The sequence below is a fragment of the Streptomyces sp. NPDC002676 genome (assembly GCF_053592455.1).
This window is the reverse complement of sequence record NZ_JBSFVT010000003.1, coordinates 96,740-118,743: the sequence shown is the minus strand read 5'-3', so window position 1 is coordinate 118,743 and position 22,004 is coordinate 96,740. Positions and strand designations below refer to the sequence as shown.

Annotated in this window: 18 protein-coding genes; 7 read left to right on the top strand and 11 right to left on the bottom strand. The window is 69.4% G+C overall.

The window, feature by feature from the left end:
- Position 1: 1 nt before the first annotated feature.
- The 6 genes from yidC to ACWD3E_RS10840 all read left to right on the top strand — a co-directional run bounded on the left by yidC (position 2) and on the right by ACWD3E_RS10840 (position 6,130).
- Positions 2 to 1,273 (top strand): membrane protein insertase YidC, encoded by a 1,272-nt coding sequence (yidC, locus tag ACWD3E_RS10865; RefSeq protein ID WP_451387226.1) that lies wholly within the window; start codon positions 2 to 4, stop codon positions 1,271 to 1,273.
- Positions 1,274 to 1,288: 15 nt separating this feature from the next.
- Positions 1,289 to 1,801: a Jag family protein gene (locus tag ACWD3E_RS10860; RefSeq protein ID WP_451387225.1), complete on the top strand. Its 513-nt coding sequence runs from the start codon at positions 1,289 to 1,291 to the stop codon at positions 1,799 to 1,801.
- 116 nt (positions 1,802 to 1,917) lie between these two features.
- Positions 1,918 to 2,634, top strand: a complete 717-nt coding sequence (gene rsmG / locus ACWD3E_RS10855; protein ID WP_451387224.1) for a 16S rRNA (guanine(527)-N(7))-methyltransferase RsmG — start codon at positions 1,918 to 1,920, stop codon at positions 2,632 to 2,634.
- 322 nt (positions 2,635 to 2,956) lie between these two features.
- Positions 2,957 to 4,030: a ParA family protein gene (locus tag ACWD3E_RS10850; RefSeq protein WP_451387223.1), complete on the top strand. Its 1,074-nt coding sequence runs from the start codon at positions 2,957 to 2,959 to the stop codon at positions 4,028 to 4,030.
- On the top strand, positions 4,027 to 5,187 hold the full coding sequence (locus ACWD3E_RS10845) for a ParB/RepB/Spo0J family partition protein (RefSeq protein WP_451387222.1): 1,161 nt from the start codon (positions 4,027 to 4,029) through the stop codon (positions 5,185 to 5,187). Before ACWD3E_RS10850 ends, ACWD3E_RS10845 begins: the two co-directional genes overlap by 4 nt.
- Before the next feature lie 325 nt (positions 5,188 to 5,512).
- Positions 5,513 to 6,130, top strand: coding sequence for a GNAT family N-acetyltransferase (locus ACWD3E_RS10840; protein WP_451387221.1), 618 nt, complete (start codon positions 5,513 to 5,515; stop codon positions 6,128 to 6,130).
- A gap of 62 nt (positions 6,131 to 6,192) precedes the next feature.
- On the opposite strand, the gene trxA is transcribed toward ACWD3E_RS10840, so the two are convergent.
- The 7 genes from trxA to ACWD3E_RS10805 form a co-directional block, all read right to left on the bottom strand.
- Complete coding sequence (gene trxA / locus ACWD3E_RS10835) at positions 6,193 to 6,525, bottom strand: thioredoxin (RefSeq protein ID WP_451387220.1); 333 nt, start codon at positions 6,523 to 6,525, stop codon at positions 6,193 to 6,195.
- 73 nt (positions 6,526 to 6,598) lie between these two features.
- Positions 6,599 to 7,546 (bottom strand): thioredoxin-disulfide reductase, encoded by a 948-nt coding sequence (trxB, locus tag ACWD3E_RS10830; protein ID WP_451387219.1) that lies wholly within the window; start codon positions 7,544 to 7,546, stop codon positions 6,599 to 6,601.
- 172 nt (positions 7,547 to 7,718) lie between these two features.
- Positions 7,719 to 8,636, bottom strand: coding sequence for an anti-sigma factor family protein (locus tag ACWD3E_RS10825; RefSeq protein ID WP_451387218.1), 918 nt, complete (start codon positions 8,634 to 8,636; stop codon positions 7,719 to 7,721).
- On the bottom strand, positions 8,633 to 9,355 hold the full coding sequence (sigM, locus tag ACWD3E_RS10820; protein WP_451387217.1) for an RNA polymerase sigma factor SigM: 723 nt from the start codon (positions 9,353 to 9,355) through the stop codon (positions 8,633 to 8,635). The genes ACWD3E_RS10825 and sigM overlap by 4 nt, the downstream gene beginning before the upstream one ends.
- A 26-nt stretch (positions 9,356 to 9,381) precedes the next feature.
- Positions 9,382 to 11,103, bottom strand: coding sequence for a protein kinase family protein (locus tag ACWD3E_RS10815; RefSeq protein WP_451387216.1), 1,722 nt, complete (start codon positions 11,101 to 11,103; stop codon positions 9,382 to 9,384).
- 118 nt (positions 11,104 to 11,221) lie between these two features.
- Positions 11,222 to 13,615 (bottom strand): murein biosynthesis integral membrane protein MurJ, encoded by a 2,394-nt coding sequence (gene murJ / locus ACWD3E_RS10810; RefSeq protein ID WP_451387215.1) that lies wholly within the window; start codon positions 13,613 to 13,615, stop codon positions 11,222 to 11,224.
- A gap of 45 nt (positions 13,616 to 13,660) precedes the next feature.
- The gene (locus ACWD3E_RS10805; protein WP_451387214.1) at positions 13,661 to 16,030 is read right to left on the bottom strand and encodes a DUF6049 family protein; all 2,370 of its coding nucleotides are present in this window, start codon (positions 16,028 to 16,030) and stop codon (positions 13,661 to 13,663) included.
- 258 nt (positions 16,031 to 16,288) lie between these two features.
- Between ACWD3E_RS10805 and ACWD3E_RS10800 the strand changes: the two genes are divergently transcribed.
- Positions 16,289 to 17,755 carry a CCA tRNA nucleotidyltransferase gene (locus ACWD3E_RS10800; protein WP_451387213.1) on the top strand — a complete coding sequence of 489 codons (1,467 nt, stop codon included), beginning with the start codon at positions 16,289 to 16,291 and terminating at the stop codon, positions 17,753 to 17,755.
- Between the two features lie 105 nt (positions 17,756 to 17,860).
- Here ACWD3E_RS10800 and ACWD3E_RS10795 read toward each other — a convergent pair whose 3' ends face one another.
- The 4 genes from ACWD3E_RS10795 to ACWD3E_RS10780 all read right to left on the bottom strand — a co-directional run bounded on the left by ACWD3E_RS10795 (position 17,861) and on the right by ACWD3E_RS10780 (position 21,664).
- The gene (locus ACWD3E_RS10795) at positions 17,861 to 18,382 is read right to left on the bottom strand and encodes an LppU/SCO3897 family protein (protein ID WP_451387212.1); all 522 of its coding nucleotides are present in this window, start codon (positions 18,380 to 18,382) and stop codon (positions 17,861 to 17,863) included.
- Positions 18,383 to 18,481: 99 nt separating this feature from the next.
- Positions 18,482 to 19,759: an MFS transporter gene (locus tag ACWD3E_RS10790; protein WP_451387211.1), complete on the bottom strand. Its 1,278-nt coding sequence runs from the start codon at positions 19,757 to 19,759 to the stop codon at positions 18,482 to 18,484.
- A gap of 94 nt (positions 19,760 to 19,853) precedes the next feature.
- A complete protein-coding gene (locus ACWD3E_RS10785) occupies positions 19,854 to 20,936 on the bottom strand; it encodes an inositol-3-phosphate synthase (RefSeq protein WP_451387210.1) in 1,083 nt (360 codons plus the stop codon).
- 44 nt (positions 20,937 to 20,980) lie between these two features.
- Positions 20,981 to 21,664: a PadR family transcriptional regulator gene (locus tag ACWD3E_RS10780; protein ID WP_451387209.1), complete on the bottom strand. Its 684-nt coding sequence runs from the start codon at positions 21,662 to 21,664 to the stop codon at positions 20,981 to 20,983.
- Between the last annotated feature and the right edge of the window lie 340 nt (positions 21,665 to 22,004).

The window sequence follows — 22,004 nt, the reverse complement described above, 5'->3', positions numbered from 1 at the left end:
AGTGGACACGATTGCCAGCCTCTTCAGCTTCATCACGACACCCGTTTCATGGGTCATCGTCCAGTTCCATGTGGTGTACGGCGCGATCTTCGGCCCTGACACCGGATGGGCCTGGGGCTTGTCCATCGTGTCCCTGGTGATTCTGATCCGCATCTGCCTGATCCCGCTCTTCGTGAAGCAGATCAAGGCGACGCGCGCGATGCAGACGCTCCAGCCGGAGATGAAGAAGATCCAGGAGCGCTACAAGAACGACCGGCAGCGTCAGTCCGAAGAGATGATGAAGCTGTACAAGGACGCGGGCACCAACCCGCTGTCCTCGTGCCTTCCCATCCTGGCGCAGTCCCCGTTCTTCTTCGCCCTGTACCACGTGCTCAACGGCATCGCGGGCGGCAAGAAGGTCGGCGTCATCAACGGGGACCTGCTGGAGAGCGCGCAGCACGCGCACATCTTCGGCGCCCCGCTGGCCGCGAAGTTCCTGGACGGCGCCGACACGGCCGCGAAGCTCGGCGCCTCGCTGACGGACATCCGCGTCGTCACCGCGGTCATGATCGTCCTGATGTCCGCGTCGCAGTTCTACACGCAGCGCCAGCTGATGACGAAGAACGTCGACACCACGGTGAAGACGCCGTTCATGCAGCAGCAGAAGATGCTGATGTATGTCTTCCCCATCATGTTCGCCTTCTTCGGCATCCGGTTCCCCGTCGGTGTCCTCGTCTACTGGCTGACCACCAACGTGTGGACCATGGGCCAGCAGATGTTCGTCATCCGCAACAACCCGACCCCGGGTTCCAAGGCCCAGGCCGCCTACCTGGAGCGCCTGACCAAGCACGTCACCCACCACGGCAAGGTCAGCCGGCGCGGCGAGAAGGCCATCATCAAGGCCATCGTCGCCAAGGGCCGCGACCGCAACGAGTTCGAGCGCAAGTTCATCAACTCCCTGAGCAAGGCCGGCCTTGCCGCCCAGGCCGACGGCACCGTGGTGAAGAGCGAGGCGCAGGCCGTGCTGGAGACCGAGGACGGCGGCACGACCACCGCCGCCGCGGCCCGGCGCCAGCAGCCCAAGCGCCAGACCAAGGCCCAGCGTCAGTCCGGCGGGCCCAAGCAGGCGGGCGACACCGAGTCCACCTCGCTGGAGAAGTCCGACGAGCCGCAGGACGCCAAGCCCGCCGCTGCCCAGCAGTCGCGGAAGCCCGGCAACGGCACCCGCAGCAAGGCCCAGTCCGGCCAGCGCAAGGGTGGCCCGCAGCGGCCCAAGTCCCCGTCCAAGAAGTAAGAAGGAGCCCATCCCGTGACGGAAGGCACCACCTCCGCCGCTGCCGAGGGTGCAGACACCCTCACCCGCCTGGAGCAGGAGGGTGAGATCGCGGCGGACTACCTGGAGGGTCTGCTGGACATCGCCGACCTCGACGGCGACATCGACATGGACGTCGAGGCCGATCGCGCCTCCGTGTCGATCATCAGCGACACCAGCAGCCGTGAACTGCAGAAGCTGGTCGGCCGGGACGGCGAGGTGCTGGAGGCGCTGCAGGAGCTGACGCGGCTGGCCGTGCACCGGGAGACCGGTGACCGCAGTCGGCTGATGCTGGACATCGCGGGCTACCGGGCCAAGAAGCGGACCGAGCTGTCCGAGCTGGGCGCCAAGGCCGCGGCCGAGGCCAAGAACACCGGCGAGCCCGTCAAGCTCAAGCCGATGACCCCGTTCGAGCGCAAGGTCGTGCACGACGCGGTCAAGTCCGCCGGACTGCGCAGCGAGTCGGAGGGCGAGGAGCCGCAGCGGTTCGTCGTCGTGCTGCCCGCCTGATCGGTCCCACGTTTCACCGGCCCCGTCTGTAGCGCAGGCGGGGCCGAACTTTGTCAGCCTGGTAGTTCTGGTGGCCGGCGCGCGGAGCGCCGGCGCTGTACGGAAGGACGGTCCCCGTGACGGAGGCAGCGGAGCTTCCCCCCGTGCCCGAGCAGGCGCGGGAAGTATTTGGTGATCGCTTCGCCGATGCGGTCCGCTATGCGGAGCTGCTCGCCGAGACAGGCGTACAGCGTGGCCTGATCGGCCCACGGGAGGTGCCCCGCCTGTGGGAGCGGCACCTGCTGAACTGTGCGGTGCTCTCGGAGGCTGTTCCGGAGGGGGTGACCGTGTGCGACGTCGGCTCGGGCGCCGGGCTGCCGGGCATCCCGCTGGCCCTGGTCCGGGACGATCTGAACATCACGCTGCTGGAGCCCCTGCTGCGGCGCACCAACTTCCTCACCGAGGTCGTCGAGCTGCTCGGCCTCGACCACGTCACGGTCGTGCGCGGTCGCGCCGAGGAGGTCCTGGGCACGCTGCCGCCGGTCCATGTGGTGACCGCCCGCGCCGTGGCCCCGCTGGACCGGCTGGCCACCTGGGGCATCCCGCTGCTGCGTCCGTACGGCGAGATGCTCGCGCTCAAGGGCGACACCGCCGAGGAGGAGCTGAAGGCCGCGGCCGCGGCGCTCAGCAAGCTCGGTGCGGTCTCCACGTCCATCCTGCATGTGGGTGAGGGCGTGGTGGATCCGCTGTCCACGGTCGTGCGGGTCGAGGTCGGAGAGTCTCCGGGCGGTGTGCGGTTCGCGGCCAAGCGGGCGAAGGCGGCTCGGGCCGGTCGTGCGCGTCGGCGCCGCTGATCCGTCCTGACGACGAGACGTACTCCACACAAGCTGCCAAACCCATGCAAGCCGGAGTGTCGCTGAGGTCCGGTCGTCGGCGCTGTGCATCGTGTTTCACGTGAAACGTCGCTCACTGCTGCACGGCATCATCAGTCGTGGCCGCGCTGCGGCCGAACCTCGCGACCGGAAGCCTCTCGGTTCGCTTGGAGAGGACACGGCCTCCCCGGGTGCTCCGGCCCCTTCCCGGAGCGCTCCGCCCCCCTCCCGGGGTACGGAGTTGTCCACAGAGGTGGATTTCTCCACAGAACACCAGGCCTCACTGGTTCACGACCCCGAAGACATGGGAGGCTCTGTTCATTGCGAGCCTGAAGTCGAGGAGAGTGAATCCTTGCGGTCCGACGCCAACATCGCGGGACCGATGACCGATCCGGTCCCCGGTCCCCGTACCGAGTCGATGGGGGTGGATGTTTCACGTGAAACACCGTCCCCGATGGACGACACTCCCATCGGTCGTGCTGCCCAACTGGCGGTGGAGGCTCTGGGGCGGGCCGGCGAAGGCCTGCCGCGACCGGAGCAGACCCGAGTGATCGTGGTCGCCAACCAGAAGGGCGGTGTGGGCAAGACGACGACGACCGTCAACCTTGCCGCTTCGCTGGCTCTGCACGGTGCCCGTGTCCTGGTGATCGACCTCGACCCCCAGGGCAACGCGTCCACGGCTCTGGGGATCGACCATCACGCCGAAGTCCCTTCGGTCTACGACGTGTTGGTGGAGAGCAGGCCTCTCGCCGAGGTCGTCCAGCCCGTGGTGGACGTCGAAGGACTCTTCTGCGCCCCCGCCACCATCGATCTCGCCGGTGCGGAGATCGAGCTGGTGTCGCTGGTGGCCCGCGAGAGCCGGCTTCAGCGGGCGATCCAGGCGTACGAGCAGCCGTTGGACTACATCCTCATCGACTGCCCGCCGTCCCTGGGCCTGTTGACGGTCAACGCGATGGTCGCGGGCCAGGAGGTCCTCATCCCCATCCAGTGCGAGTACTACGCGCTGGAGGGCCTGGGCCAACTGCTGCGCAATGTCGACCTGGTGCGGGGGCACCTCAACCCCACCCTGCATGTGTCGACCATCCTGCTCACCATGTACGACGGCCGGACGCGTCTCGCTTCCCAGGTCGCGGAAGAGGTGCGCACCCACTTCGGCGACGAGGTGCTGCGGACGAGCATTCCCCGCTCGGTCCGTATCTCCGAGGCGCCGAGCTATGGGCAGACGGTGCTGACCTACGATCCAGGATCGAGCGGTGCCCTCTCCTATTTTGAGGCGGCCCGAGAAATCGCGCTGAAGGGCATCGGCATCAGCTATGACGCGAGCCAGGCCCATATCGGCGCCCAGAACGACCCGAGCATGGTGGAGGGGATCCAGTGAGTGAACGACGGAGGGGGCTGGGCCGTGGTCTCGGCGCACTGATCCCTGCTGCCCCGACCGAGAAGAACCCGGCCCCGGCCGCGATGGGGAGTGGTGCGTCCGCGTCTCCCGCTGCCCTCCCGGTGCTGACGACCGACCGCGGTGTGGCCGCGGCGAAGGTCGCCACACTGCCGCCTGTTTCACGTGAACCCGAGGAGCCCTCGGCGGGCCCTGCCCCGGAGACGCCCGCGCCTCCGCTGGGTGCCCACTTCGCCGAGATCCCCCTCGACTCGATCACCCCGAACCCGCGCCAGCCGCGTGAGGTCTTCGACGAGGACGCACTGCACGAGCTGGTGACCTCCATCAAGGAGGTCGGTCTCCTCCAGCCCGTCGTCGTCCGGCAGCTGGGCCCGGCCCGGTACGAGCTGATCATGGGCGAGCGGCGCTGGCGAGCCTGCCGTGAGGCCGGCCTGGAGGCGATCCCGGCGATCGTCCGGGCCACGGACGACGAGAAGCTCCTCCTGGACGCGCTGTTGGAGAACCTGCACCGCGCCCAGCTGAACCCGCTGGAAGAGGCAGCCGCCTACGATCAGCTGCTCAAGGACTTCAACTGCACGCACGACCAGCTCGCGGACCGGATCGGGCGCTCCCGGCCGCAGGTCTCCAACACCCTGCGTCTGCTGAAGCTCTCGCCGGCGGTTCAGCGCCGGGTCGCCGCCGGGGTCCTCTCTGCCGGGCACGCGCGGGCGCTGCTGTCCGTCGAGGACTCGGAGGAGCAGGACCGGCTGGCCCATCGCATCGTGGCCGAGGGGCTGTCCGTGCGGGCCGTCGAGGAGATCGTGACCCTGATGGGCTCGCGTCCCCAGACGACTCAGCGCTCCAAGGGACCGCGAGCCGGTGCCCGGGTCTCCCCGGCACTGAGCAGCCTGGCGACCCGCCTCTCCGACCGCTTCGAGACCCGGGTGAAGGTCGACCTGGGCCAGAAGAAGGGCAAGATCACGGTCGAGTTCGCCTCCATGGAGGACCTTGAGCGGATCCTGGGCACCCTCGCCCCGGGCGAGGGACCGGTCCTGCAGAAGGGTCTCCAGGAGAGCCTCCAGGAGGGCAACGACGAGGGCAACGACGAGGGCGACGACGAGGGCGACGACGAGGGCGACGACGAGGGCGACGACATCTGATCCTCGGACGCCCCTGGGCGCTACGCCTGGTCGTACAGGAACGGGCCGTGTCCGGTGTGTGCCGGGACGCGGCCCGCTCTTTGCTTTGAGGCGGTATCGAGGCAATCGCATCGTGGATACGATGCGAACGGGTATGGCGCATCCACCTGGCAGCATCTCTGAGTGGGGAGACAGGGGCCATGCGAACGATGAGCCGCACCGGACTGGTGAGCGCGGGCCTGGGCCTCGGAGTAGTCGGCGGATTCGTCGGCAGCCTGCTCAGGGAACGGAGCGCTCTGACAGCCGCTCGCGATGCCGCGGGCGAGGGAAGCGAGGAACAGCCTTCATGGGGCGCCGGCTCGTACCGCTCACGCTGGACAACCTTCAGGACCTTCCCCAGCGCTGCCGCTCGTGCGTCTTCTGGGAACTGGATCCCGTCAGCGGAGAGGCAGCGGTAAACGGAGGCACGGCCGCGCTGGAGAAGGAGGGCTGGATCTCCGCCGTTCTGCTGGACTGGGGATCGTGCGGCCGGGTGGTCTACGTCGACGACGTCCCGGTGGGCTTCGTGCTCTATGCGCCCCCGGCCTATGTGCCGCGCTCCGCGGCGTTCCCCACGAGCCCGGTCTCGCCGGATGCCGTTCAGCTCATGACGGCGTTCATCATGCCCGGGTACCGGGGCCAGGGGCTCGGCCGGGTGATGGTCCAGACGGTCGCCAAGGATCTGCTGCGGCGCGGCTTCAAGGCCATCGAGGCGTTCGGTGACGCCCGCTGGAAGGAGCCCGCCTGCCTGCTGCCTGCCGAGCATCTTCTGGCCGTCGGCTTCAAGACGGTCAGGCAGCATCCCACGAACCCCCGGCTGCGGCTGGAGCTGCGGTCCACGCTCTCCTGGAAGCAGGACGTGGAGCTGGCACTCGACCGGCTCCTGGGAGCGGTCCAGAAGGAGCCCGCGCTGCGGCCGTTGTAAGCCGCGGTAAAGCGAATGGGCCAACCCTCAGGGGTTGGCCCATTCGTGTTTCACGTGAAACGTCACTCGGCGATGAACTCGTCGAGGTCGCGGAGAAGCGCGGCCTTCGGCTTGGCGCCGACGATCGTCTTGGCCACCTCGCCGCCCTGGTAGACGTTCAGTGTCGGGATGGACATGACGCCGTACTTGGCGGCCGTGTTGGGGTTCTCGTCGATGTTGAGCTTGACGATCTCGATCTGCCCGCCGTGCTCGGCCGCGATGGCCTCCAGGGACGGGGCGATCTGGCGGCACGGGCCGCACCACTCGGCCCAGAAGTCCACCAGGACGGGCTTGTCGCTCTTGAGGACGACCTCGTCGAAGTCGGCGTCGGTCACGTTCTTCAGGGTGCCGGCCACAGCGGGCTCCTTCACTTGATGATGCGGTGGGGTGGGGAAGAGGGGTGGAGGTGTGTCGGGTGGTCGCTTGCGCCTACGCCTGGTCCCCGTCGGCGAGGGCCGCGAGGAAGCGCTCGGCGTCAAGGGCGGCGGAGCAGCCGGTGCCGGCCGCGGTGATCGCCTGACGGTAGGTGTGGTCGACCACGTCGCCGGCGGCGAAGACGCCGGTCAGGTTGGTCCGGGTGGAGGGCGCGGCGACCTTCAGGTAGCCCTCGTCGTCCAGGTCCAGCTGGCCCTTGAACAGCTCGGTGCGCGGGTCGTGGCCGATCGCGATGAACAGGCCCGTCACGGCCAGGTCGGACAGCTCGCCCGTCTTGACGTTGCGCAGCTTCAGGCCGGAGAGCTTCTGCTCACCCTGGATCTCGGCGACCTCGCTGTGCCAGGCGAACTTGATCTTCGGGTCGTTGAAGGCGCGGTCCTGCATCGCCTTGGAAGCGCGCAGGGTGTCACGGCGGTGGACGACCGTCACGGACCTGGCGAACCGGGAGAGGAAGGTGGCCTCCTCCATCGCGGTGTCGCCACCACCGATGACGGCGATGTCCTGGTCCTTGAAGAAGAACCCGTCACAGGTGGCGCACCAGGAGACACCACGGCCGGAGAGCGCGTCCTCGTTCGGCAGGCCGAGCTTGCGGTGCTGGGAGCCGGTCGTGACGATGACGGCCTTCGCCCGGTGGACGGTGCCCGCGGTGTCGGTGACGGTCTTGATCTCACCGGCCAAGTCGACGGAGACGATGTCGTCCGGGATCAGCTCGGCGCCGAAGCGCTCTGCCTGCGCCCGCATGTTGTCCATCAGCTCGGGGCCCATGATGCCGTCGCGGAAGCCCGGGAAGTTCTCCACCTCGGTGGTGTTCATCAGGGCACCACCGGCGGTGACGGCGCCCTCGAACACCAGGGGCTTCAGCGAGGCACGCGCGGTGTACAGCGCCGCCGTGTAGCCGGCGGGCCCGGAGCCGATGATGATCACGTTACGGACGTCGCTCACGGCTTGATTCCTCGTCTCTGGTCTGCGTCGGTCGACCGGTGGGAGCACCCTTCAGGACTCTCACCCCACCCAACGGATCCTAAGGGGCCCGCATTCCCGCCGTGTCCGGGTACACACGGAGACAGGGACGAGCGCCTACACAGGGATGAGTGCCTGCACAGAGACGAGCGACTCAGGGGCGGGCGAAGGACTGCTCCAGGAGCACCTTGCCCGCCGAGACGGGCTGCCGGGACACGCAGGCCGCGTCGACCACATAGGCCGTGACGCGTGCGCTGTCATGGGCGTCGGGCAGGACGACGAGGTAGGCATCCTTTCCGTCGTACCTGCCGCTCCTGGCACCCAGGACGGTGTCACTGCGCTTGATCGCCTGCTGGACACAGTCGGGGACCGGGACATGGCTCTGGACGAACGTGTGCGCGTTCCCGCTCGACCCCGGAGTCTCCTGGCCCGAGCCGCTGCGTGGCCGCTCGGAGCCCGGCTGTGTGCCCTGCTTCGCGGCGAGCAGCTCCTGCACCTGGTTCTGGACGCTGTGCCCGGAGAAAGGACTGGCAGCCGAGCTGGCCGTGCTGTGGGCGGTCGTGTCGGAGGTGTGGTCCCTGAACGACTGCAGGACGAAGGTCCCGGCGCCGAGCACAGCGGCGGTGAACACGGCACCCAGGACGACGGTCCTCCGGCGCCGACCCCGCCCGGGCCCCTTCCGCCCCGGTCCGGTCGTCGCATGCGGGCGTCCGGCGGGCCGGTCCGCCGGGACCGATGTTTCACGTGAAACATGCGCGGCGGGGGACTCGCTCGGACTGGAGACCGCGCCGGTCCCGTCGGCGGCCTCGGGCGTGGTGGAGTTCAACAGCGCTTCGGCGGCGAGGGCGGCATCGATACGACCGGCGACATCCGCAGGCATACGCGGCGGGCCCGGAAGGCTCCCCAGCATCCCCCGGATCTCCTCCAGCGAGGCGTGGACGTCGGCGCACAGCTCACAAGCGTCCAGATGGCGCCGCACATCCGCGGACCGTGACGGCGGCAGCAGGCCTTCGGTGAGGTCGGAGATCTCTGCGACGTCCGGGTGTCCGGCCGTGTCCGTCGTGGAAGTCACGCTCGCCCACCTCCGCCCTTCACTACGGCTGAATCGCTCGGCCCTGTGTCCGGGGGGCCTTCTTGTGGCCCCGCTGCGGGTGGGACGGATGTCCCCTGTACCCGGTTCCGTCCCGGCCCGGGTTCTTCTCCGGCCTCTGTGCCGTCCTGGCGCAGATGGGTGAGCAGGGGCAGAAGCCTGGCTCTGCCCCGGGAGCACCGGCTCTTCACCGTCCCCGTGGGGACATCGAGGATGCGGGCGGCCTCGGCGACGGGGTACCCCTGCATGTCGACGAGGACCAGAGCGGCACGCTGCTCATACGGAAGCGTGCCGAGCGCTTCCAGTAGCTGCCGGTGCAGGTCGTTGCGCTCGGCCGGGGCCGAGGCCGCCTCGTGCGGCTCAAGCATCTGCTCCAGCCGCTCGGTGTCGTCCACCGGTGAGGTCTTGCGCGAGGCGGCCTTGCGGGCGCGGTCCAGGCAGGCGTTCACCGTGATCCGGTGCAGCCAGGTGGTGACGGCCGACTGCCCCCGGAAGGTGTGCGCCGCCCGGTAGGCCGACACCAGCGCGTCCTGCACCGCGTCAGCGGCCTCCTCCCGGTCCCCCAGCGTCCGCAGCGCCACGGCCCAGAGCCGGTCACGATGCCGCCGCACGAGCTCACCGAAGGCTTCGGGGTCGCCTTCGACATGGCGGGCGAGCAGGTCCTGGTCGCTCACTCCGTCGTATCCGGCGCCCTCTGCCATCTGCCCCCTCCGGTTCGGGTGAGACGTCAGCCCGTGAACTTCACTTCGGTGATGGCCTGCTTGAAGCCCGCACTGGCGTACGCGTCGGCGTCGTAACCCGACTTCGGCACGGCCGTCAGCCACACCAGGACGTACCGCGTCTTCACGGACTTGCCGGCCTTCACCGTAGCGGTGGTGCCTGTGGTCGTGACCTTGCCGAACTGGGGCATCGAGTCCAGCGACGCCGGTGTCAGTGAATCGGCCGCGTACAGCTCGACCGTGGTGTGGTCGCCGGGGTAGCGCAGGTTGATCGTGGCGGTGTTCACCTGCTTGGCGGAGCCGAGGTCGTAGATGATGCCCTCGCCGGGCCGGTACGGCGCGATCTCGGGACCGGCGTTGAAGGTCTTGGTCCGCCAGTACGTCGACCCGTCGTGGTCGTACGTCTTCGGGACATCGTTGGGGTGCTGCGGGTCGCCCTCAGCGACGTACTCCCGGCTGTCCTGGATCTTTATCGGCGCGGCCTGCGCCTTCGTGCCGCTCTTGTCGCCGTCGTCCGTCTGCTGGCTCTTGTTCGTGTCGTCGGACTTGTTGGCCTGGCCCATCAGGGCGTCCGCCAGTTGCCAGCTGCCCAGGCCGAGGGCGGCGATGAGGAGGGCGGAGACCGCCCACTTCAGGGCCCTGCCGGTGCGGCTCTGCAGCGGAGGCGGCGGGGGTGCGATCGGCTGCGTGGCACCGGGGCGCGGCGTGGGGCGGCCGTACGTGCCCTGCTGGTACGTCGTGCGCTGGTACTCCGGCGGTGCCGTGAACGCCGGCTCCGGCGGGCGGATGCGGGGCATCTCGCCGATCGCCTTCACCAGTTCCTCGGGCGTGGTGCACGGGGCCTCGTGCCGGGACGCGGTCGCCCCGTCGTTGGCAAGAGCGCGCATGGCCAGTTCGGACAGGCCGCGGTGAACCCCGGCCCGCACCTGATCGGGTGCGATCAGGCCGACGTCCTTGGGCAGCCCGGACAGGCCGTAGGCGTCGTTCTCGTACGGCCAGCGCTGGGTCAGCGCGGCGTACAGCAGGGCGCCGATCGCCTCGGTGTCGGTGCGCTGCGGGGTGTCGGAGCTGATGCCGCGCAGCGCGGCGTTCACGGCGAGGCCGCGGAGGCGCCACTGGCCGGTGGAGGTACGCAGGACGGCGTTCGGGTTCAGCCGCAGATGGGCCAAGCCCTCACGGTGCGCGGCGGCCATGGCGGAGGCCACCTGACTGACCATCTGGTAGGCGTCGTGCGGCTCCAGCGGCCCGGAGGCGAGCAGGGCGGACAGTTCCGTGGCGTCGGGCAGCCATTCGTGCACGACGTACACGAGGTCGTTCTCCTCGACGGCGTCGAGGACCTGGACGAAGCGCGGATCGCCGAGCAGCGCGGAGGAGCGGGCGGCGGCGAGGACGGAGCGGGCCCGTGGATGGTCCGCGGGCAGGATGTGGACGCCGACGGCACGACGGAGTTTCTCGTCGACCGCACGCCAGCTGCTGAATCCGTCCAGACGGGTGACGCACTCCTCGAGACGGTAGCGTCTGGCGAGTTTGTGACCGCTGTGCAGTTCGGGGGGCGAGGACTTCTTCACGGGGCCTTCGGCCCCGCCGCTCCCCTGTGCCTTGTCGCTGTCCGTGTCCCGCTCCGGCATCTTGGCCACCCCGTCGGCCGTGGACTGGTCCGCCTTGGCGGTCAGCGGCTGGTTGCCGCTGTTGTCTGCCACGTCGACGGCAGCCGTGCTCCGTTCCGCCACCGTCGTCCCTGCCTCCCCATCCGTTGCACGCTGTCCGACGCCGAAACCAATTGTGCCCACAGTCCGCCGCTATGCACGACACGCAGCCGGGGACGATGGTTGTGCGACTACCCCCGACTCATCGACCCAGACGTCCGCGCACCATTCCCACGAGCGAGTTGAGTTCCTCGATGCGCATGCGGCGGGCGGCGACGTAGAAGACGCCGAGCAGCACCGCACTGCCGACGAGGAGTGCGGCGAAGGAACCGGCGACGCCCTGGCCGAGGGTGTGCCCGATGCCGTAGCAGGCCGCGCCGCTGAGCAGGGCGGCCGGCACCGAGGCGATGCCGAGCCGCGCGTACGTCCGCAGCACCCGTGCGCCGTCCAGGTCGCCGCCCAGCCGCTTGCGCAGCCGGCTCCAGGCGACGCCCACACCGATGGCGTAGGCGAGGCCGTACGCGGCGGCCATGCCGGCCACCGCCCAGCGGGCCGGCAGCAGGAAGTAGCAGAGCGCCGAGGCGCCCGCGTTCACCGCGGCCACGATGACGGTGTTGTAGAAGGGGGTGCGGGTGTCCTCGTAGGCGTAGAAGGCGCGCAGGACGACGTACTGCACGGAGTACGGGATCAGGCCGAGGCCGAAGGCCATCAGCATGTAGCCCATGTTGACGGCTGAGCTGGTGCCCGCGGAGCCGAAGATCAGCGTGCACATCGGGATGCCGAGCGCGAGGAAGCCGAAGGCGATGGGCACGATGGCGACCGCGGTGGTGCGCAGGCCCTGGGAGATGTCGTCGCGGACGGCCCCGCCGTCGCCCTCGGCAGCCGAGCGCGAGATGCGCGGCAGCAGCGCGGCCATGAGGGACACGGTGATGATGGCCTGCGGCAGGCCCCAGATCAGCTGGGCGTTGGCGTAGGCGGCGAAGCCGGCGCCCTTGATGCCGGAGTCGTTGCCGGCGGCGGTGGACAGCTGGGTCACGACCATGGCGCCCGCCTGGTTGGCGAGGACGAACAGGATCGTCCACTTGGCGAGCATCGCCGCCTTGCCCAGCCCGTGCCCTCGCCAGTCGAAGCGCAGACGGATCCGGAACCCGGTCTCACGCAGGTACGGGATCATCGCGAGGGACTGGACGACCAGACCGAGCAGCACACCCACACCGAGCAGGCGCTGGCCCTCCGGCGGGATGTTCGTGACGGCCATGCCGGAGTGCGAGGCGGTGCCGTAGACCCAGATGAACATGCCGAGCGACACGATGATGACGATGTTGTTGAGGACCGGAGTCCACATCATCGCGCCGAACTTCCCCCGCGCGTTGAGGATCTGACCCATCACCACATGGATGCCCATGAAGAAGATCGAGGGCAGGAAGTAGCGGGTGAAGGTGACCGCGACCTCGTTGGCGGGCGGGCTGTTTGCGATGGTGGGGGACAGCAGCCGTACCAGCAGCGGCGCCGCGAACATCGCGAGTCCGGTCAGCGCGGCCAGCGCCACCATCACGAGCGTCAGCAGCCGGTTGGCGAAGGCCTCGCCGCCGTCCTCGTCCTCCTTCATGGACCGCACCAGCTGCGGGACGAACACGGAGTTGAGTCCGCCGCCGACGGTGAGGATGTAGATCATGGTCGGCAGCTGGTAGGCCACCTGGAAGGAGTCGGCGAGAAAGCCGAGGCCCAGGGCGGCGGCGATCAGCGCGGAGCGGATGAAGCCGGTGAGGCGCGAGACCATCGTGCCCGCCGCCATGACGGCGCTGGACTTCAGCAGCCCGGAGGCCTTTCCGCCCTTCTTCGCGGGACCTGACGGACCCGGGGCGGGGGCCGCAGCAGGAGCCGCAGCCGGGGTCGGCACGGGAGGCTGCACCGGGGGTCCGGCGGTGGGAGAGGCGGGAGCGGCCTGGTACGGGGTCCCGGCGTAGGGGGCACCCGCGTACGTTCCCTGCTGCTGGCCCTGCCCGTACTGCGCCGCCGGGTACTCGCCTGCCGGGTACTGGCCCGCCCCGTACTGGCCCGCAGTCCCCTGCCCGGCGCCCGGCGCCGCGGCCGGGCCGGGGACGGCCGGCGGCTGCATCGGCTGCTGCCCGCCGCCCTGCTGCTGGTCCTGGAACAGGTGTGCGAAGGCGTCCGGCTCGTGGCGCTCCTCGCCGGAGTGCGTGACCAGGTCGTCCACGCCCACGAACTGGGTGGTGCGCGGATCGTCGCCGTACGGCAGGTACGGGGCGGCGCCCTCCGGCTCCGGCGCCGGGGTCTGCGCCCACACCCGCGGGTCGGGGGCGTACGGAGACTGGGCCGGCGGGGCGTAGAGCGGCTGCTGCTGGTCGTACGTGCCCGGAGGCGGCGGCGGGTGCGCGGCACGGTCGTAGAGCGCCTCGGCGACCGGGTCCTGGGCGGTCAGATCCTGCGCCCGGTAGGGGTCCTGGTCGTAGGCGTCCTGGAGGTACATGTCCGCCGCGTGCTGCGGCGGCACCTGACCGGCCTCGGGCGGCGCCTCGGGGTAGCCCGAGCCGGCCGCGCCCTGGCCGCGTTCACCGTCGTACGGCGCGTTCATGCTTACCCCACCTCATCGTCCCGGGCCGACCGGCCACGACATCGCTCAACGGTCCACTCTCTCACCCGTCCCGGACGGGTCGGTGTTTTCCGGAGCGGTGTCCGGCGCCGGGTCACTCTGCTGCTCCGGGTCGTCTGCCCCGGAGCCGGAGCCCGACTCCTCCGGGAGACGGTCTCCGGGCGTGCCGGGGTTCCCGGGCTCGTCGGTCTCCTCCCCCGCCGCGTCGGGACCGTCATCCTCGCCCTGGCGGGCGGCAGCCCGCTTGCGCTGGGTGTACATGCGGAAGCCGGCGAGGACGAGGAGGAGCACACCGCCGCCGATGACCAGCATGACGGTGGGCGTGACCTCCGTGACCTTCACGTCGAAGCTGACGGGGTCCCCGTACGCCGTGCCGTCCTCGGTGTACAGCTGGGCGATCACGGTGACCCGGCCGTTGGCATTGGCCGAGGTGGTGAACTTCACGGACTGGCTGTGGCCGCCGGACACCGAGACGGGCTGCTCGTCGTAGGGCTTGCCGCCGATCTTCAGACGGGTCGGCATCGTCGAGGTGAGCCGCAGGACCAGGTGGCCGGCGGGCTGCACGAGGTTGTTCTGGACGGTCACCGGGATGGTGGCGCTGCGGCCGGAGAGCTTGGTCTCCGACTTGTCGATCAGCTTGACCTGGTCGGCGAGGTCGTCCAGCCACTTCTCCACCCCGTCCCGGTAGGCGCCGGCCGCCGTGCCGCGGCCCCGCCACGACGTGGACATCTCGCGGTTTATGGCCCGCCCGAACGGGGTGACCACGCGGGACCGGTCGGTGAGGATCACCTGGAAGTTGTCGAGCTTGTCCTCGGTCCGCGCGATCTGCACGAACGCCGACTTCTTCAGCTCCTGCCGGCGCAGCGAGGACGGGTAGACGGACGTCGAGGGGATCCGCGTGGTGGCCTTCGGGTCGGGCTTGGCCTTCGCGGCCGTGCTGAGGCCCTGGGACTCGGTCCAGGTCCCGCCCTCGAGTGCCTTCAGCGCCGCCGCCATGGCCTGCGCCTGGCTCGTCGACGGCATCCGCTGCGGGGCGACGACGATGCTGCGCTCCTGGTCCGTCTGCGTGTTCAGGGCCAGGCTCTGGGCCAGGAACTCCTGCACGGCGAGAGTGGCCGAGTCCGCCTTCGTCAGGTCGCCCTCGAAGGCCGTGGAGAGCCGGGCGTCGGCGACGACCGCCGTGGTGCCGCCGCCGATGGGTCGTGCCGCGGAGGGCGTGTAGGGCAGCCCTGCGGTCTCCTGGAGGCTGTCGCTGCGGGCGATCACCCGGTCCGCCCCGGCAGAGGTGGCGACCTTGATGATCGACGGGTCGACGGCGCCTTCCGCGGGCCAGGCGAAGTCGGTGCTCGGTGTGACATGGAGCACAGTCTTCACGGTGGTGGTGGCGACGTCGGTGGCGTCCTTGAGGTGGCTGAGCGAGCCGGTGACGCTGGTGCCGTTGTGCGCGAGGGAGGCCAGGTCCGGGTCGGCGAAGGGCAGCGCGACGATCTCCTTGCCCGCCACGGCCTTCTGCAGCTTGGCCAGCCACTGCTTGGCGAGCCCCTGGGACTGGCGGGGGCCCGGCGTGGTGGCGCCGTCGGCTGCCGGGAGCCGGTAGTTGCCCGCCATCGCGTCCACGGCCGCCAGCAGGTCGGGGTCGATCACCCAGGTGACGTCGAGGTCCTTGCCCAGATCCACCATCGCGGCCAGCCGGCCGCCCGGTGCGATCTCCTTGGCGAGGTCGTCGTTGAGGAAGACCGGCGTCTGCAGCTCACCGGCGCCGGTCTTGGCCGTCATGTGGACCGTGGAGAGCAGCGGCCACAGGAAGGTCGTCTTCGTCTTGGTGTCGGGCTCGGAGGGCTGCCACGGCAGGAAGGTGCGCTGGATGCCGAGCACCTGGGGCCAGGGCTGCGCGGAGGTCTGGCCGGAGAGGGCCACGCCGAGCTCGTAGACGCCGTCCTGGCCGAGGTCGAGCTTGTCCACGGGGACGGAGATGCTGAAGTGCTCGGCGACCCCCGGGGCCAGCTTCGCGAACTTCTCCGTGTACTTCCCGTCGACCTCGGAGCCGGTGCTGCTCTGCACGTCGTCCGGGTGCTGGGCGACGTCGTCGATCGCCGAGCGGGTGTTCAGCGGGGGGCCCAGGCGCAGGCCCACGTGGGCGTCGGTGACGGTCCGCTTGCCGTTGTTGGTCACCGTGCCCGAGACGGTGACCGTGTCGCCGTCCGTAGGGGCGCTGGGGCTGAGTGAGTCCAGGGCGACGGACACCCTGTCCCAGGAAGCGGCCTGCGCGGGGACGGCCGCCGGCAGCTGGAGCAGTCCGGCCAGCAGGGGCGCCCCGGCGAGCAGCGCTCCGGTGCGCCGCAGCCAGCGGCGGGCAGGTGAGGCACTGGTCCCCTGGAAGTCTGCCGCGTCGGCCACGCGCTCGCCCGTCCCTCGTCGTCGTCAGTGGTCGTCGGAATGTGCGTCCACGCATGGTAACGATGCGCGCGGAGGCGAAGTGCCGCGGTCTCCGTCACAAGATCGAAGAACACCGGCGAGCCGCCCTCTATATCCAGTATCGAGCGGAGAGCGGCCGTACGTCGCAAGAACTGTGCTTGCGGGGGTATGCAGGGTACTGTCCGGGGCCCCCGCAATGGAGGCGCTCCGCGGCGTCCGGGCCACGTACCCTTTTCTGTTGTGCCGAACCCCAACGATGACACTCCCTCTGCCCTGAGTCAGGCGCAGCGGCGCGCGGTGAGCGAGCTGCTGCGGGTGGCCCCCGTCGCCGACGACCTCGCCCGCCGATTCCAGGAGGCCGGGTTCTCTCTCGCCCTGGTCGGCGGCTCGGTGCGCGACGCGCTGCTCGGCCGGCTCGGGAACGACCTGGACTTCACCACCGACGCCCGCCCCGAGGACGTACTGAAGATCGTGCGGCCGTGGGCGGACGCCGTCTGGGAGGTGGGCATCGCCTTCGGCACCGTCGGCGCGCAGAAGAGTGCCCGGGTCGGCGAGACCGACTGGGACTTCCAGATCGAGATCACCACCTACCGGTCGGAGGCGTACGACCGCACCTCGCGCAAGCCCGAGGTGTCGTACGGCGACTCCATCGAGGAGGATCTGGTCCGCCGTGACTTCACGGTCAACGCGATGGCCGTCGCGTTGCCGGAGAAGGAGTTCATCGACCCGTACGGCGGCCTGGAGGACCTCGCCGCCCAGGTGCTGCGCACGCCCGGCACTCCGGAGGACTCGTTCTCGGACGACCCGCTGCGGATGATGCGTGCCGCCCGGTTCGCCGCTCAGCTGGACTTCGAGGTGGCCCCCGAGGTCGTCGCCGCGATGAAGGACATGGCCGGGCGGATCGAGATCGTCTCGGCCGAGCGGGTCCGGGACGAGCTGAACAAGCTGATCCTCTCCGCCCACCCCCGCAAGGGCCTGTCGCTGCTGGTCGACACCGGGCTCGCCGACCACGTCGTGCCCGAGCTGCCGGCACTGCGCCTGGAACGTGACGAGCACCACCGGCACAAGGACGTCTACGACCACACGCTGATCGTGCTGGAGCAGGCGATGGCACTGGAGCCGAGCGGTCCCGACCTCACGCTCCGGCTGGCCGCGCTGCTGCACGACATCGGCAAGCCGCGCACGCGCCGCTTCGAGAAGGACGGCCGGGTCTCGTTCCACCACCACGAGGTGGTCGGCGCGAAGATGACCAAGAAGCGCATGACCGCCTTGAAGTACTCCAACGAGCTCGTGAAGGACGTCTCACGGCTGGTCGAACTTCATCTGCGCTTCCACGGCTACGGCACCGGGGAGTGGACGGACTCGGCGGTGCGCCGCTACGTCCGTGACGCCGGCCCCCTGCTGGAGCGCCTGCACTACCTGACGCGCTCCGACTGCACCACGCGGAACAAGCGCAAGGCCGCCGCGCTGTCCCGGGCCTACGACGGCCTGGAGGAGCGCATCGCCCAGCTCCAGGAGCAGGAGGAGCTGGACGCGATCCGCCCGGACCTCGACGGCAACCAGATCATGGAGATCCTGGGGGTCGGCCCCGGCCCGGTCGTGGGCAAGGCCTACAAGCACATGCTGGAACTCCGCCTGGAGCACGGGCCCATGGAGCACGATGCGGCAGTGGCGGCGCTCAAGGAATGGTGGGCGGAGCAGAGCTGAGCCCGTGGTCCGGGGTCATGTTTCACGTGAAACACGACGCCGGACGAGGAGCAACCGAGGGGCGATGTTTCACGTGAAACATCGCCCCTCGCGTCTTGGCCGGTGCTACTTCTTGTAGTCCTTCAGGCAGAGCAGGAAGGAGCCACCGCTCTTCTCCTCGGTGTAGGCGTACTGGAAGTCCTTGGCCTTGTTCTCGCATGTGAGCTGAGCCGAGGCGCCGGAGTACTTGCCATCGACCTTGGCCAGCACCACGTACTGGGCCTTCGACGAGCCGCAGTCGACGACCTCGAGGTCCGGGTTGGTGTCGCTGCTGCTGCCGCGGTGCATGCAGTCGCCGACCTTCGCCGTGTCGGCGTCATTCCGGCTGGCGAAGTAGCCGCCGATGGCGACACCGGCGGCTATCACGACGATGACGATGTTCTTGATCGTCTTGAAGCTCAGCTTGCGCTTGGGCTGCGGCGGCACCGGAGCATACGGGGCCCCGCCCTGCTGCGGGTAGCCCGGCTGCGGCGGGTACGGAGCGCCGCCCTGCTGCGGGTAACCCTGCTGCGGGTAACCCTGCTGCGGCGGGTAGGGAGCCTGGCCCTGCGGCGGGTACGGAACCTGGCCCTGCGGCGGAGTAGTCACTTCGGGGTCCCCCTGGGACGTGGTGCACATGGCAAGAGATAAGACCCACGTAAGTTAGCGGTTGCCACTGACGCGCCTGTAATCCAGAGGGACTCTGTGTCATTGATGTGACACTCTCTGCCGTTCAAAGCGGCCCATAGTCACAGCAACCGCCCCGTAGACGATTGCGACTGCGACGATGAGGAGCGCGGAGCGGCCGTCCGGTGGAAGCATCAGAGCGGCCACTCCGGCGCCGCCGACGAAGGCGACGTTGAACAGGACGTCGTACACGGAGAAGATCCGGCCCCGGAAGCCGTCGTCCACGGACGCCTGGACGATCGTGTCCGTGGAGATCTTGGCGCCCTGCGTGATGAGGCCCAGCACGAAGGCCGCGACCAGCAGGGGGCCGAGGGCGAACGGCAGGCCGAGCGCGGGTTCCAGAACCGTGGCCGCGCCGGAGCAGACCGCGATCCATCGGCCGGGGCCCAGCCGTCCCGCCGCCCACGGCGTCACCACGGCAGCCGCGAAGAAGCCCGCGCCGGACGCCGCCAGCGCGAGTCCGAGCAGCTTGAGTCCCTCGTTGGGGGTCGTGGCGAGGGCGTACCGGCACAGCATGAGCAGCAGGACGAGCAGCGCGCCGTAGCAGAGGCGCATCAGCGTCATCGAGGTCAGCGCCCAGACCGCTTCCCGGCGCCGGGGTTCGGCCAGATGCCGGACGGCCGCGAGCAGCTCGCGCGCGGTGACGACGAGCGCGGTCCGCAGGCGGGGCCGCGTCGGCTGCCGGTCGGGGCCGAGCAGGCCGGGAGCCATGGTCAGCGAGGTTGCAGCGGCGCACAGATAGAGGAAGGCCCCCAGCAGCACCACCGCCGCGGAGGAGCCCGACGCGGCGAGCCGGACGGCGAAGGCGAGGCCGCCGCCCGCGGTCGCGGCGAGCGTTCCGGCCGTCGGGGAGAGGGAGTTGGCCAGTACCAGGCGGTCGGCGTCGACCACGCGCGGCAGAGCCGCGGACAGTCCGGCGAGGACGAAGCGGTTGACGGCCGTGACGCACAGCGCGGAGGCGTAGAACAGCCAGTCCGGGACCTCGCTGACCATCAGCACGGCGGTCACCGCCGCCAGGAGGGCCCGCAGCAGGTTGCCGTAGAAGAAGACCTGGCGGCGTCGCCACCGGTCCAACAGGACGCCGGCGAAGGGGCCGACCAGCGAGTACGGAAGGAGCAGGACCGCCATCGCCGAGGCGATCGCGGCGGGCGAGGCCTGTTTCTCCGGGGAGAAGACGACGTACGCGGCGAGCGCGACCTGGTAGACGCCGTCGGCTCCCTGGGAGAGGAGGCGCACGTACAGCAGGCGCCGGAAGTTCCGCAGGCGTAGCAGGACGCGCAGGTCACGGACGACGGGCATGGGGCACAGCCTCACACATGCGGAGGGTCCCCGGGTCGTGAAACCCGGGGACCCCTCACAGCCCTGGCAGGAGCGTTCTCGGCGAGCGGAGTGCTCAGCGCTCGACTTCGCCGCGGATGAACTTCTCGACGTTCTCGCGGGCCTCGTCGTCGAAGTACTGGACCGGCGGGGACTTCATGAAGTACGAGGACGCGGAGAGGATCGGGCCGCCGATGCCGCGGTCCTTGGCGATCTTCGCGGCGCGCACGGCGTCGATGATGACACCCGCGGAGTTCGGGGAGTCCCACACCTCGAGCTTGTACTCGAGGTTCAGCGGGACGTCACCGAAGGCGCGGCCCTCGAGGCGGACGTACGCCCACTTGCGGTCGTCGAGCCACGCGACGTAGTCGGACGGGCCGATGTGGACGTTCTTCTCGCCGAGCTCCCGGTCGGGGATCTGCGAGGTGACGGCCTGCGTCTTGGAGATCTTCTTGGACTCGAGGCGCTCGCGCTCGAGCATGTTCTTGAAGTCCATGTTGCCGCCGACGTTCAGCTGCATGGTGCGGTCCAGGATGACACCGCGGTCCTCGAACAGCTTCGCCATGACGCGGTGCGTGATGGTGGCGCCGACCTGGGACTTGATGTCGTCACCGACGATCGGCACACCGGCCTCGGTGAACTTGTCCGCCCACTCCTTGGTGCCGGCGATGAAGACCGGGAGGGCGTTGACGAAGGCGACCTTGGCGTCGATGGCGCACTGCGCGTAGAACTTCGCAGCGTCCTCGGAACCGACGGGCAGGTAGCAGACCAGAACGTCGACCTGCTTGTCCTTCAGGATCTGGACGACGTCGACCGGCTCGGCCTCGGACTCCTCGATGGTCTGGCGGTAGTACTTGCCGAGACCGTCGAGGGTGTGGCCGCGCTGGACGGTGACACCGGTGGAGGGCACGTCGCAGATCTTGATGGTGTTGTTCTCGGAGGCGCCGATGGCGTCCGCGAGGTCGAGACCGACCTTCTTGGCGTCGACGTCGAACGCGGCGACGAACTCGACGTCACGCACGTGGTAGTCACCGAACTGCACGTGCATCAGGCCGGGGACCTTGGACGCCGGGTCGGCGTCCTTGTAGTACTCGACTCCCTGAACCAGCGAGGCGGCGCAGTTGCCCACGCCGACGATGGCTACGCGAACCGAACCCATTCCGGTTGCTCCCTGTGTGTACGAGTGAGGCCCTGACTGGGCCGTCACGTGGCGGTGTCGTCGGGCGTATCCGTCCGGGGGGTTTCCCCGGGACGGGGCAGGACGCCCGTCGATCCAGTGGTGGTGTCCTGCTGAGCGGACCCCCCGGAAACGGAACCTCTCAGGTCCCGCCCGGCCCGCTCGCTCTCGATGAGCTCGTTCAGCCAGCGCACTTCGCGCTCCACGGACTCCATTCCGTGGCGCTGGAGCTCGAGCGTGTAGTCGTCGAGGCGCTCGCGCGTGCGGACCAGGGAGGCGCGCATCTTCTCCAGGCGCTCCTCCAGGCGGCTGCGCCGGCCCTCCAGCACGCGCATGCGCACATCGCGCGAGGTCTGCCCGAAGAAGGCGAACCGTGCCGCGAAGTGCTCGTCCTCGTACGCGTCGGGGCCGGTCTGCGAGAGCAGCTCCTCGAAATGCTCCTTACCCTCCGCCGTCAGCCGGTAGACGATCTTGGCGCGGCGTCCGGCGAGGGGGGCGGTGAGGGCGTCCTCGTGGGTGCTTCCGGGTTCCTCGATCAACCAGCCGCTGGTGACCAGCGTCTTGAGGCAGGGATACAGGGTCCCGTAGCTGAACGCACGGAACACACCCAGTGACGTATTGAGTCGTTTACGCAGCTCATAGCCGTGCATGGGGGACTCGCGCAGCAGGCCGAGCACGGCGAACTCGAGGATGCCGGAACGTCGGCTCATCGTCGCCTCCTCTCGGTCCGCGGTGCCCGCAGGGTCACGCGCAGCGTCTGTCAGCGCGCTTATCTCGCGCTGATGTATCGACTCGATACATCATGACGATAGAACGGCCTTCCGGGTGCGACAAGGGGGAGAGTGGTGAACGGGATCACATCCCCGATTCGCAGGAGGCAAGTTGCCTGATTTGGGGTGAACTTAGAAGCTCGGTGCGTTTTGGCGGTGCGTAGTGTGTGCGGCATGCACACCACCGGGAACCAAGTGACGCCTGGGGAGCGTCGTTGTCCCCGGTGCAGTACGGGTGAATGCGGAACCGACCACATCCGTACTCCGGGGGGACCGGAAA

Excerpts from the sequence above, each read along its gene's own strand:
- ACWD3E_RS10850 (WP_451387223.1), top strand. The coding sequence starts at position 2,957 with ATGGGAGGCTCTGTTCATTGCGAGCCTGAAGTCGAGGAGAGTGAATCC.
- ACWD3E_RS10840 (WP_451387221.1), top strand. The coding sequence starts at position 5,513 with ATGGGGCGCCGGCTCGTACCGCTCACGCTGGACAACCTTCAGGACCTT.
- sigM (WP_451387217.1), bottom strand. The coding sequence starts at position 9,355 with ATGGCAGAGGGCGCCGGATACGACGGAGTGAGCGACCAGGACCTGCTC.
- murJ (WP_451387215.1), bottom strand. The coding sequence starts at position 13,615 with ATGAACGCGCCGTACGACGGTGAACGCGGCCAGGGCGCGGCCGGCTCG.
- ACWD3E_RS10790 (WP_451387211.1), bottom strand. The coding sequence starts at position 19,759 with ATGCCCGTCGTCCGTGACCTGCGCGTCCTGCTACGCCTGCGGAACTTC.
- ACWD3E_RS10785 (WP_451387210.1), bottom strand. The coding sequence starts at position 20,936 with ATGGGTTCGGTTCGCGTAGCCATCGTCGGCGTGGGCAACTGCGCCGCC.
- ACWD3E_RS10780 (WP_451387209.1), bottom strand. The coding sequence starts at position 21,664 with ATGAGCCGACGTTCCGGCATCCTCGAGTTCGCCGTGCTCGGCCTGCTG.